Genomic DNA, 12,707 nt, shown 5'->3' on the forward strand with positions numbered 1-12,707 from the left:
TCCCGCCGATTGGCGCGGTGACCACCAAAAGCGTTGTCGATGGGCCGCTTTGGCGATAGTTTTGCGTTCAATCGAGTTTCCATACCCTGCTTTTCCATCTCGCGTCTGGTGATACGAGGGTGAGTCCGGGGTGAATTGGACAAGTGTCTTGCCAAAAGTAGTACACGTACTAGTTTTTTCGTTATGTTGTGACGGCGCGCACACGTTTTGTCCGAATCCACTGCTCATGTTTGCCCTTCCGAAGGAAGTGCCCATGCCCCAAATCTCTCAGTTGCGGCGATTCGCCGTGCCCATAACCGGAACCGCCATGGTCGCCGGAATGCTGCTGGTCGGCACGCCCGCGTCAGCTGCTATCTCGACCACCGGTTTCAAAACAGCGTGCGTTGCCGGATCGATTATCGGAGACGTCCACAAGGTCACCGACAACCTCATCACGGTCGACGCCCCGGCTTCTGTCCAGCCCGGCGAGACTTTCACCTACCGAATTCAGCCGAGCGGAACGTCATATCCGGACAAGGACTCCGGAGCGACTACTACGAACTTGTCACGTCTGAAAATCGACTATGCCATCCCGAGCAATGCGACGTACGTTTCCGCTACCGTCGTCGCAGGTACCTCCATCGGACTCGACAATGTCGCACCGAATGTTCTCAGAGTCAACGATTCTGGCAATGTCGACGGCAGCGGCGGGATCCTGCGGTTGTCAGGAAACAACCAGGTGATCGGCAACAGTCCGACGACGAGCACGAACTCGGAGGGTGGAATTCGAGTACCGAAGTCCAAGAAGAACCTCGATGGCTCGACAAACGGCAACGGAGACACGTGGTTCCGACTTCCCGCAGTCGACGTAACAATGGTCGCTGGTGCGACGGGAGTGATCCAGCCGAAGGTGAGGACCGCGGGTGCGGCCGGCAACCTCGGTGCCAGCGAAAACTTCAGCACTCAGCTCGCAAAGGCGAGTTTCCTTGGTACACAGTGGGCTCCGACCCGGTGCTCGCCTCGCGAGAACAAGGACACCGCGCCTCTCAACGCTGGTGCAGGTCCACTCGCGACGATCAGCATTGCTTCGGCTCCGGTGGATGTCGAGACCACGACGTCACTCTCGGTTCCGGCGACGGCGATCACGGGTACGGCGGTTGATCTGACGGCGACGGTTGCTCCGAACAATGCTGTCGGTACGGTGCAGTTCAAGTCGAACGGCACTGCAATCGGCACTCCGGTCACGGTGACTGGTGGTGTTGCGACATTGAGCCATGCGTTCGATGTTGCTGGTGCTCAGAGTGTTACGGCTGATTTCACTGCTGGTGCTGGCTTTGTGAGTTCGTCGGCGCCTGCTCAGACGGTGACCGTTTCTGATCCGGCTCCGGTGGATGTCGAGACCACGACGTCGCTCTCGGTTCCGGCGACGGCAATCACGGGTACGGCGGTTGATCTGACCGCTACCGTGGTTCCGAATACTGCTGTCGGTACGGTGCAGTTCAAGTCGAACGGCACTGCAATCGGCACTCCGGTCACGGTGACTGGTGGTGTTGCGACATTGAGCCATGCGTTCGATGTTGCTGGTGCGCAGAGTGTTACGGCTGACTTCACCGCTGGTGCTGGCTTTGTGAGTTCCTCGGCGCCTGCTCAGACGGTGACCGTTTCTGATCCGGCTCCGGTGGATGTCGAGACCACGACGTCACTCTCGGTTCCCCCGACGGCGGTTACGGGTACGGCGGTTGATCTGACGGCGACGGTTGCTCCGAACAATGCTGTCGGTTCGGTGCAGTTCAAGTCGAACGGCACTGCAATCGGCACTCCGGTCACGGTGACTGGTGGTGTTGCGACATTGAGCCATGCGTTCGATGTTGCTGGTGCTCAGAGTGTTACGGCTGACTTCACTGCTGGTGCTGGCTTTGTGAGTTCGTCGGCGCCTGCTCAGACGGTGACCGTTTCTGATCCGGCTCCGGTGGATGTCGAGACCACGACGGCGCTCTCGGTTCCGGCGACTGCGATCACGGGTACGGCGGTTGATCTGACCGCTACCGTGGTTCCGAATACTGCTGTCGGTACGGTGCAGTTCAAGTCGAACGGCGCTGCGATCGGTTCGCCGGTGACGGTGAGTGGCGGTGTTGCGACGCTGTCGCATGCGTTCGATGCTGCTGGTGCGCAGAGTGTTACGGCTGACTTCACCGCTGGTGCTGGCTTTGTGAGTTCGTCGGCGCCTGCTCAGACGGTGACCGTTTCTGATCCGGCTCCGGTGGATGTCGAGACCACGACGTCGCTCTCGGTTCCGGCGACGGCGATCACGGGTACGGCGGTTGATCTGACGGCGACGGTTGCTCCGAATACTGCTGTCGGTACGGTGCAGTTCAAGTCGAACGGCACTGCAATCGGCACTCCGGTCACGGTGAGTGGCGGTGTTGCGACGCTGTCGCATGCGTTCGATGCTGCTGGTGCACAAAGTGTTACCGCTGACTTCACCGCCGGTGCTGGCTTTGTCAGCTCGTCGGCGTCGGCTCAGACGGTGACGGTCTCTGATCCTGCTCCGGTGGATGTGGAAACGACGACGTCGTTGTCGGTTCCTGCTACGGCGATCACGGGCAGCGCGGTTGATCTGACCGCGACGGTGGCTCCGAACAATGCTGTGGGTACGGTGCAATTCAAGTCGAACGGCGCGGCGATCGGCACTCCGGTGACAGTCTCCGCGGGTGTTGCGACATTGAGTCATGCGTTCGATACTGCTGGCGCGCAGAGCGTTACGGCTGACTTCACCGCTGGTGGAGGGTTCGTCAGCTCGTCGGCATCGGCTCAGACGGTGACGGTGTCCGATCCGGCTCCGGTCGATGTCGAGACCACGACGTCGCTCTCGGTTCCGGCTACGGCGATCACAGGTACGGCGGTAGATCTGACCGCGACCGTGGCTCCGAACAACGCTGTCGGCACGGTGCAGTTCAAGTCGAACGGCACGGCCATTGGTTCACCGGTCACGGTGGCTGCTGGTGTTGCGACATTGAGCCACACGTTCGATGCTGCTGGCGCACAAAGTGTTACCGCTGACTTCACCGCTGGTGCTGGGTTTGTGAGTTCGTCGGCGCCTGCTCAGACGGTGACGGTGTCGGATCCGGCTCCGGTCGACAAGGCGACAAAGACGGTGCTGAGTGTTCAGGGTGAAGCCAAGGTCGGACTGCCTGTTGATCTCTTCGCGACAGTGTCCGAAGATCCCTCGGACGCCCTGGTGCCTTCCGGCGGAACGGTCCAGTTCAAGATCGGTGGAGTCGATCTGGGCGCCCCGGTCGCGGTTGTTGACGGAGTTGCCAAGCTCCCGCACGTCTTCGGAGCAGAAGGCACCTTTGCAGTCTCGGCTGTATTCAGTGGATCCGGTGTGTTCACGTCGTCCACTGCGGAGTCTGTCGAAGTCAATGTCACGGTTCCGACCCCGTCGGATGTCGAAAGCTCTACGTCGTTGACGGCTCCGTCCTCGGCAAAGGTCGGCACGGCGGTGCAGCTGAAGGCTGTGGTCAGTTCTTCCGGCGCGACGTCGGGAACCGTCCAGTTCTTCGACGGAACGACTCCGATCGGAACTGCCGTTGATGTTGTCGGTGGGCAGGCCGTGCTGAGTCACACCTTCACCACGACCGGCAACCATTCGATCACCGCGGTCTACAGCGGAGCCCAGGGCGTCACGGGTTCCACGTCGACTGCATCGGTTGTGAACGTCGGTAACGGGGGTGGTGGCTCCGGTTCGCTCGGTTCACTGTCGCTGCCGTTCGGTTCATGATTCTCCGATGATGTGATGCCCCCTTGCGCCCATAGGTGCAAGGGGGCATTGCTCTTCGGGAATCGCTGATCGGTCGTTAGCTGAACTATTGGCAGTTCGTGAATATTTGTCTGAAATAACTGATACAAGTACTACTTTTGACGGGTACTGTACGAGCGTCCAGCTCCATTCCGATTTCCGCTCTGTTCGAGTGACCTCCTTCCGTGCGGTTCCCGATCCACGTCTGTTGCTAGCTGAGGAGAGTTCGTGTTGGTGAGAAGAAGTTCCGCGGTCGTGGTGGCGGCGTTGGTCGGTGGCGTGCTGGTGGCAGGTGGCGTTGCTTCGGCAGCTCCGACGTCATCTCCCGCGGTGGAGAACTCGATCGGGTTCAAGCTGGGTTGCGATGGTTATGAACATCTGGCTGTTGATATCGCGGATGTGTTTCATTCGACGGGTGTGACGGTGTCTGCACCGGAGAAGGTGGTGGCGGGGTCGACGTTCACCTATCGGGTTCAGCCGAACGTGATGTCGGTGCCGACGGGTGGGCATGCAGGCCGCAGTGTCGGTAAATGGACGCGGCTCAAGTACGACTTCGATATACCTGCAGGGGTGTCGTTGGTGGATGCTCAGGTCGTGGCAGGTACTTCGTCGAATTTGTCCGGTGTAACTCCGTCGGTGATTCGGATCAACGACGGCGGTTCGCCGGATGGCGCGGGTACGCATCTGCGTATTTCGGGGAACAATCAGACTGCTGACTCGAACAACAAGGGCGGTAACGGCCCGAGCACGAGCAAGAACAGTGACGGTGGAATCGAGGCAGGGGCAGGGAAGACCTTCCGGTTGCCCGCGATCGACGTGACGGTGGTTGCCGGTGCCGCGGGTAGTACGGTGCAGCCGAAGTTGCGTGCCACAGATGGTGATTCGGGTGCGTTCAATTCGCCGAAGAATGCGTTCACGTTCTTGCAGTACGAGACCCTTTGGCCGGGGTACTGGGAGCGCTACAACTGCTCTCCGCGCGATTCGAGTGGTGGTGGGTTGAATGCGGGTGGTCAGACATTGGCCACCGTCAACGTCGTCTCGCAGGCGGCGACCTCGACCACAGTGACATCCGGCGCGGCTGCAACGGTCGGTCAGTCGACCAATTTGGTTGCGCAGGTCTCCCCGGCACCGACAGGCGGCACCGTTCAGTTCAAGGATGGCGGAACTGACATCGGCGCCCCGGTGGCCGTCGTCAATGGCGTTGCCACACTGCCACATACATTCACCGCGGCAGGCGATCACTCCATCACCGCTGTATACGACGGTGTTCTCGAGTTTCTGACATCCACGTCACCAGCACGCACAGTGAGCGTGGCCGCTGCCGATGTACAGACGACTGCGTCGTTGACAGTCCCGAGTAGTGCCGTCGAGCAGACCTCGGTCGCGCTGACCGCAAACATCTCACCGGCAGCTAACGGCGGAACGGTCCAGTTCAAGGACGGTGGCATCGACATCGGCGGACCGATCGCGGTGACTGGCGGAGCGGCGACCCTGGATCACACGTTCACCACGACGGGATCACACTCGATCACTGCGGTCTACTCAGGTACTGCAGGTTTTGGTGGTTCGACCGCGCAAGCTCAGACCATCGAGATCTCGAGCTCAGCGCTGAGTACGACTACAACGCTTCAAGTTCCGGCTACGGCGGTCACGGGTACGGTTGTTGATCTGACGGCGACGGTTGCTCCGAACAACGCTGTGGGTTCGGTGCAGTTCAAGTCGAATGGCACTGCGATCGGTTCACCGGTGACGGTGACTGGCGGTGTTGCGACATTGAGCCATACGTTCGATACTGCTGGTGCTCAGAGTGTTACGGCTGACTTCACAGCTGGTGCAGGGTTTGTGAGTTCGTCGGCGCCTGCTCAGACGGTGACGGTGTCTGATCCGGCTCCGGTCGATGTGGAGACGACGACGTCGTTGTCGGTTCCCGCGACTGCCATCACGGGTACGGCTGTTGATCTGACTGCGACGGTGGCTCCGAACAATGCGGTGGGCACTGTGCAGTTCAAGTCGAATGGCACGGCGATCGGTTCACCGGTGACGGTGTCCGGTGGCACCGCGACGCTCTCGCATTCCTTCGATACTGCTGGTGCTCAGAGTGTTACGGCTGACTTCACTGCTGGCGCAGGGTTTGTCAGCTCGTCGGCGCCCGCTCAGACGGTGACGGTGTCGGATCCGGCTCCGGTGGATGTGGTGACGACGACGTCGTTGTCGGTTCCGGCTACGGCGATCACGGGTGCGGCGGTTGATCTGACCGCGACGGTTGCTCCGAACAGCGCTGTCGGTACGGTGCAGTTCAAGTCGAATGGCACTGCGATCGGCACTCCGGTGGCAGTCACGTCGGGTGTTGCGACGCTCTCGCATTCCTTCGATACTGCTGGTGCTCAGAGTGTTACGGCTGACTTCACTGCCGGTGCAGGGTTTGTGAGTTCGTCGGCGTCGGCTCACACGGTGACGGTCTCTGATCCGGCTCCAGTGGATGTCGAGACGACGACGTCGCTCTCGGTTCCGGCTACGGCGGTTACGGGTACGGCGGTAGATCTGACCGCTACCGTGGCTCCGAACAACGTTGTGGGTTCGGTGCAGTTCAAGTCGAACGGTGCGGCGATCGGTTCCCCGGTAACGGTTTCCGGTGGGACCGCGACGCTCTCGCATTCCTTCGATGCCGCTGGCGCGCAGAGCATTACCGCGGATTTCACGGCTGGTGCCGGATTCAAGAACTCGGTTGCGAGTGCGAAGTCAGTTCAGGTCAGTGTTGCCGACCAGGATTCCGTCGTCGAACTGAATATTCCGACCGACGCCAAAACTGGTGTGGCGACCGACTTGTGGGCAACCGTCCGAACGTCGTCGGATGATGCTGTCGGCGTCGGAACCGTGCAGTTCTACGACGGTGGCGTCGCGATCGGCGGTCCTGAAGCGGTTACGGCCGGCGCTGCGGGCCTGACGCATTCGTTTACCTCTGCGGGTGCGCACAGCATCACTGCGGTCTATTCGGGAGGAGCCGGTGTAGTCGGATCCTCGGCCCAGGCGCGGACGGTGAATGTAACGGACCCTGCGCCTTCGGATGTCACCACGGAGACTGTGGTGACGGTGCCTGGTGATGCCGTGGTGAACAAGTCGGTGACCCTGTCGGCGACTGTCAGTTCGGTGCAGAACGGTGGAACGGTGCAGTTCATGGATGGGGATACTCCGATCGGTGACGCTGTTGCAGTGGTCAACGGGATCGCGGCGCTGAACCACACCTTCACCACAACTGGCGCGCATTCGATTTCGGCAATCTACAGTGGCGCAGCCGGATTCACAGGCTCCACCTCGGCGGCCCACGCAATTCAGGTCAAGGCTGCAACCGGTGGTGGCACGGGCAGCCTCGGTTCAGGCAGCGCTGGCTCGAGCGATTTCCTTCCCTTCGGTTCCTGACCGAAGCAGTTCAGGTCGCGGCCCCGAGGCAATATCCCTCGGGGCCGATCGACAGGGTGAACTGCATCGAGCGCGAGTTACCGGTTCCGTCGCTGACGGGCAGGGTGACACGGACGTAGTCGCCGCGAACCGGACTGACTGTTGCAGCGTCGGCGTCGAAAGACTTGATACCGGCCAGCTGATTCGGATCGAGCTTGAGAGGCGGCTGGCCGGTTGCGCCGGTGCCGTCCGGATCCCACGGGCTGTTGCCGGGGCAGATCAGTGGATAGAACGTCTCGACGTCGCGGGTATTGACCGGCCGTCCCGTGGCGCGTGAGAGAAACCTGACGACGGCGTGGGAAGCGTCGGCCGCGGTGTAGAAGTTTGATTGCCCCGCAGGGAAGACGAACGGGCACGCATAGCCGGAAGCGATCTCCGAGCGCTTGGCGGCGACGGAGAGTCCGCCGCCGCTCCAGGTGACCGCGTACTGGCCGTCGACGCCTGGTGCGGCGATGGCCGCCAAGATGGCGGGAACATCCGAGTATCGGTCGGCGATCGTTGTGGGCGGCATCGTCCAGCATGCGTTCGTGAGCGCGTCCACGTCCAAGGACACCAGGTCCGTTGCCCAAGCTGCCAAGGCCGGCGCAGCAGCCGGATTGCCGGGCACGTCACCAACCGGAGGTGGCGCGACCGGCGCAGCGGGCGCAATTGTCGTCGTGGGTGCGAGAGTGGTTGTCGTCGTGGTTTCAGTCGTCGGCGGAGACGGTTCGTCCGTCAGGATTCCCGTCCGTCCGTCGTCCTCACATGCGGTTATCGCCAACGTCATGGCGAGTGCGACTGCCCCCACTGCCGCTCGTCCTGCCGACTTCATTCGTTCGTACGCCCCTTTTGCGACATTCTGACCAACATCCACCCCAGAACTGCTGCGGGTCAGATCACGGATTCCCGTCTACGCTAGCGAACTGTGGATCCCGTTTACAGAACAGTCATCGGCATCGCCCGTACCGTCTTCGCTTTCGAGGGCCTGAAGTTCTCCGTCAAGGGAGAGCAGAACATCCCGGCGTCCGGTGGCGCCGTGATCGCGATCAACCACACCGGGTACATGGACTTCACGTATGCGGGACTGCCGGCACGGACCCCGAAGCGCTACATCCGGTTCATGGCCAAGAAAGAGGTCTTCGACAACAAGATCTCCGGACCGATCATGCGGGCCCTCAAGCACATCCCGGTCGACCGCGGCGCGGGCGCCGACTCCTACAAGGCGGCCGTAGATTTCCTGAAGCGCGGCGAATTGGTGGGCGTGTACCCCGAAGCCACGATCAGTCGGAGCTTCGAGATCAAGGAATTCAAGTCCGGCGCCGCTCGGATGGCGATCGAGGCGGGCGTCCCGATCGTTCCCGTCGTCATCTGGGGCGCTCAGCGCGTGTGGACGAAGGGTTATCCGAAGCGTTTGGGCCGCACCAACACTCCCATCTCCATTGCCGTCGGCGAGCCGATTGCACCTTTCGAGCCGGCGAGTGAGCTGACGGCGAAGCTGCGGTCGACGATGCAGGAGTTGCTGCTCGATCTGCAGAAGAACTACGACCATCCCGCCGGCGAGTACTGGGTGCCGGCTCGCCTCGGTGGCAGCGCGCCGACGCTCGAGCAGGCCGACAAGATGGATGCCGATGAGGCCGAGGCGAAAGCCAAGGCTCGCGAGGCGCGGAAGTCCGAAGGCTGACCGATGTCCTTCGAACCCGTTTACACCGCTGTCGAGGTAGTCGCGCGTGGTCTGAGCGGTTTCCAGGGCGTGAAAGTCACCCGCACCGGGACGGAGCACGTCCCGGTGTCCGGCGGTGCCGTCATCGCGATCAACCACACGAGCTACCTCGATTTCATACCGGCGGCCCTGGCGGTCGGCACCGCGAAACGCAAGCTCAGGGTGATGGCAAAGGCCGAGTTGGCGGACAACAAGGTCCTCGGCTTCCTCATGCGTGGATGCGGTGTCATCGAAGTCGATCGCTCTGCCGGAGCGCAGGCGTATCGAGCCGGAGTCGACGCCCTGAAACGGGGCGAACTGGTGGGCGTCTACCCGGAGGCGACGATCAGCCGGAGCTTCGAGATCAAGGAAATGAAATCCGGAGCAGCTCGGATGGCCATCGACGCCGGCGTTCCGATAATTCCGCTGATCGTCTGGGGCGCCCAGCGGATCGTCACCAAGGGCGGACCGAAAAATCTGGGCCGCAATCATTTCCCGATCTCGGTGGAGGTGGGTGCACCGATCGATCCGGTCGAGCCCGCCGAAGCGTTGAGCGAGATTCTGCGCATCGAGATGGATGCAATCCTGCGCCACGTGCAGGACGGGTTCGTGCACGAGCCCGGGGCGTACTGGGTGCCTCGTCGACTCGGCGGTGGCGCACCGACGCCGGAGGAAGCTGCGGCCATGGACGCACAGGAACGCGCGAAGCGGGCGCGCTGAGCGAGACCGTCGTACCGGGCAGGCACAATGGCGGTGTGAGCCCAGACCGTCGTATCAGCCCTGACCGCCCAACCTTGGTTGCGACCGATGTCGACGGCACCCTCATCGATCACGACGAGTTGGTCAGTGCCCGCACCCGCGCCGCCGTGCATGCCGTCGTCGAATCCGGCACGCCGTTCCTGCTGGCAACCGGGCGTCCTCCGCGATGGATTTCGCCCGTCGTCGAGGGCTTGGGATACGCGCCACTCGCCGTCTGCGCCAATGGAGCCGTTGTCTACGACAGCTACGCCGACCGCGTCCTCAGCGCCGCGACCTTGTCGGTCGACGCACTCACCGAACTCTCCGAGCTGGCACTGGTTGCACTCCCGGGCGCAGGTTTGGCCGCGGAACGAGTGGGGGAGAGCGCACATGACGCCGCCACCCCACAGTTCGTCAGCTCACCGGACTACGAACATGCCTGGCTCAACCCGGACAACACCGAGATGTCCGAGGACGAAGTGCTTGCGGCGCCGGCCGTCAAACTCCTGATTCGCCGTCCAGGCATGACCAGCACGGCGATGTACGACACGCTCGCTCCGCACGTCGGTGCGCTCGCCGACATGACGTACTCCACCGAGAACGGACTGATCGAACTCTCGGCGCCGGGAATCACGAAGGCGTCGGGCCTGGTTGCCGCCGCGGAGAGGTTCGGCTTCGACCTGTCGGGTCTGGTTGCCTTCGGGGACATGCCCAACGACATCCCGATGCTGGGGATGGCACGCCTCGGCGTTGCCATGGGCAACGCTCACCCCGAAGCCAAAGCCGCAGCCGACGAGGTCACCGACACCAATTCGGCGCACGGGGTCGCAAAAGTCCTCGAGCGCTGGTGGTCGTAGAACCCACCAGCGCCCGAGGACGTGTACTGCGCGAGTGTCAGCCGACAGGCGCGCTGTTGGCCATTTCCTGGGCAAAGGTCTCGTTGTAGGTCTTGAGGACCTTCGTGACCATGCCGGTGATCTGGTTGAAGATCAGCGAACCGTTCTCGAAGTCGCTGCGCAGGCCGTCCGGGATCGAGTACTCGTCCGAGATCGGCAATCCCAGTTCACCCGCGTCGGAACCGAAACTCTGCCACGACTTGAAGATCTCGCCGAGCACGGTGAACACTCCGCCGTTCGGCGAGGTGTAGACAGCGCCGTTCTGGAACAGCGCACCCTGGTTGCCGAGCTTCGCCTGCAGAATTCCGGACAGTGCCTGGCCGAGGCGTCCGATCTCGCCACCTTCGGCGATCCACTTCTGCGCGAGCGGTGAATTGTCGGTGATCTGCAGAATCTGGGTGACCAGATCCGGGATCGACGAACCGGTGCCACCGGTGACCGTGTCGACCGGAGTGGTCGGCTTGGGCGCAGGCGTCGACGGATTGGAAGGGTTCGAGGGGTTCAACGTCCCCCCGATGTTCGCGGCCGCGATGTTCCGGATGTCGTTCATGTGTGCGTATGCGGCATCACCCGGGCACGCGGTGTTTCCGACGTCGCGGTGGGCGAAGATGATCGGCAGATCGACTGCTGCGCCCTGCGGGTACGGCGTGAACTCGGTGCCCTCGGAGTACATCGTCGTTCGGCCCTTGGGATCGAGTCCGGCCATGCCGAGCTTCCAACCGAGGAACTTGCCGACGGCGTTGAGCGTCGCCTGCGAAGGCTCGACGGTGGAGTAGTCGCCCATCATCGCGATACCGGTGGTGTTCTCGTTGAATCCACCCGCGTGTGCACCCTGAACTGCCTTGTCGAGTCCGCCTGCGCGGCCTTCGAAGGTCTGACCGTACTTGTCGACGAGGACGTTGTATCCGACGTCGCACCAGCCGAGCGTCTGTGCGTGGTAGGCATAGATCGAGCGGACGATGCCGGCCGATTCGGCCTTCGTGTAGTTGTTGCTACCTGCGGTGTGGTGAACGGTCGCGCCACCGATGAAGTCGTCGTAGGTGGGGGAGTCGCAGCGAAGTGACTCGTCTGCTCCCCACTGAGCACGGGTGATGACGGACGGTCCGCTGCCGCCGAGCGGCGCTGCGACGGCCTGCAGATTGCTGTCTGCCTCGCTGGCACCCGGGTCGATCAACACGGCGGTGACGGCATCTGCTGCCGTCGTCACCTGGCGAAGCGGCTTGGACACCGAAGCGGGTGTGTACCCGAGTTCGCCGGTGGCTGCGGGTGCTTCAGTGGGGGCAGCTTCCGGAGCGGGCGCGGGGGCAGCTTCCGGAGCCGGGGCCGGCACAACCTCGGCTGCGGGAGCAGCGGCGCCCTGCGGCGTGAGGATCTGGATGGACTTGGTGGCGCCGACGAAGACCGGTTCGGTGGCGGTACCGGAGTTGGTGGCCTGATCCGAGCTGGCGGAGTCGATGGCGTCAGGGGTGAACCACGGGCCCCAGGTGCCGTCTTCGGCCAGGGCGCGGACCTTGGACTGCGCCGAGACGATGGTGTCCGAGGTCAACGCGACCATGCTGAACGGAGTGTCGCGGGTGACTTCCTTGACCACGGCACCTGGCTCTTCCTCGGAAGGAACCGGAGCGGTTTCGGTCGGGGCGCCGGGAGCAGCGGGTGCCGGGAACAGCTCGGTCGGCAGCGTGATCCCGGGAGGTAGCGGGATTTCGGTCGGGAGCTTGAGGTTTCTCAGATCACCGAGGTTGATGTCGGGGAGATCGAGACCGGTCAGCTCCTTGACCGGAATGATGATGTCGGGCACCGACGCGAGGAGCACCTCTGCGATCTGGGTCGGCACTGCTACTGACGTCGTCTCGTTCGCGGAACGTACATCGGACGTAGTGCTCGTGAAGCCGTAGACCGCAAAAGGACTTGCGACAGCCACTGCGGCTACAGCCCCGAGTACGAGCGAGGGCTTCGGTCGACGGTGTGGCAAGGGATTACTCCTCGGTTGTAGTTACTTGCGAGCGAACTTCAGGGCCGATGACGGCCGTGAACGGAATCCTTCAAAACCGGATCCGAGCAGGTCGGATGCCATGTTCTGGGGTTGAACTCCAGTTTTCGGACGCGTACGTCTGCAACTCGTGATGCTGATGTGACTCGTGTGACTGGTGTTGCTAACTCC

7 protein-coding genes are annotated in these 12,707 nt (G+C 62.4%); 5 read left to right on the forward strand and 2 right to left on the reverse strand.

Going from position 1 to position 12,707, the window contains the following annotated elements; genetic code table 11:
- The first annotated feature begins 253 nt into the window (after positions 1-253).
- Together G9U53_RS11690 and G9U53_RS11695 are read left to right on the forward strand one after the other, a co-directional pair.
- Positions 254-3,760, forward strand: a complete 3,507-nt coding sequence (locus G9U53_RS11690) for an Ig-like domain-containing protein (protein WP_242692525.1) — start codon at positions 254-256, stop codon at positions 3,758-3,760.
- Between the two features lie 252 nt (positions 3,761-4,012).
- Positions 4,013-7,195 carry an Ig-like domain-containing protein gene (locus tag G9U53_RS11695; protein WP_165638711.1) on the forward strand — a complete coding sequence of 1,061 codons (3,183 nt, stop codon included), beginning with the start codon at positions 4,013-4,015 and terminating at the stop codon, positions 7,193-7,195.
- Between the two features lie 10 nt (positions 7,196-7,205).
- Here G9U53_RS11695 and G9U53_RS11700 read toward each other — a convergent pair whose 3' ends face one another.
- Entirely contained in the window at positions 7,206-8,045 is an 840-nt protein-coding gene (locus G9U53_RS11700) for a hypothetical protein (protein ID WP_083057949.1), read from the reverse strand.
- Between the two features lie 93 nt (positions 8,046-8,138).
- Between G9U53_RS11700 and G9U53_RS11705 the strand changes: the two genes are divergently transcribed.
- The 3 genes from G9U53_RS11705 to G9U53_RS11715 are packed head-to-tail and all read left to right on the forward strand — an operon-like array spanning position 8,139 to position 10,507.
- Positions 8,139-8,894, forward strand: a complete 756-nt coding sequence (locus G9U53_RS11705; protein WP_003943903.1) for a lysophospholipid acyltransferase family protein — start codon at positions 8,139-8,141, stop codon at positions 8,892-8,894.
- Between the two features lie 3 nt (positions 8,895-8,897).
- Complete coding sequence (locus G9U53_RS11710) at positions 8,898-9,632, forward strand: lysophospholipid acyltransferase family protein (protein ID WP_058038054.1); 735 nt, start codon at positions 8,898-8,900, stop codon at positions 9,630-9,632.
- Between the two features lie 53 nt (positions 9,633-9,685).
- Positions 9,686-10,507, forward strand: a complete 822-nt coding sequence (locus G9U53_RS11715; protein ID WP_037131235.1) for a Cof-type HAD-IIB family hydrolase — start codon at positions 9,686-9,688, stop codon at positions 10,505-10,507.
- 37 nt (positions 10,508-10,544) lie between these two features.
- Here the strand turns inward: G9U53_RS11715 and G9U53_RS11720 are convergent, their stop codons facing one another.
- Complete coding sequence (locus G9U53_RS11720) at positions 10,545-12,518, reverse strand: N-acetylmuramoyl-L-alanine amidase (protein WP_165638712.1); 1,974 nt, start codon at positions 12,516-12,518, stop codon at positions 10,545-10,547.
- Positions 12,519-12,707: the final 189 nt, after the last annotated feature.

The organism is Rhodococcus sp. D-46 (assembly GCF_011290655.1).
GTDB classification, from domain to species: domain Bacteria; phylum Actinomycetota; class Actinomycetes; order Mycobacteriales; family Mycobacteriaceae; genus Rhodococcus_F; species Rhodococcus_F qingshengii.

Bases quoted from the DNA above. Each gene is read 5' to 3' on its own strand.
- G9U53_RS11690 (WP_242692525.1), top strand. From the start codon at position 254: ATGCCCCAAATCTCTCAGTTGCGGCGATTCGCCGTGCCCATAACCGGA.
- G9U53_RS11700 (WP_083057949.1), bottom strand. From the start codon at position 8,045: ATGAAGTCGGCAGGACGAGCGGCAGTGGGGGCAGTCGCACTCGCCATG.
- G9U53_RS11710 (WP_058038054.1), top strand. From the start codon at position 8,898: ATGTCCTTCGAACCCGTTTACACCGCTGTCGAGGTAGTCGCGCGTGGT.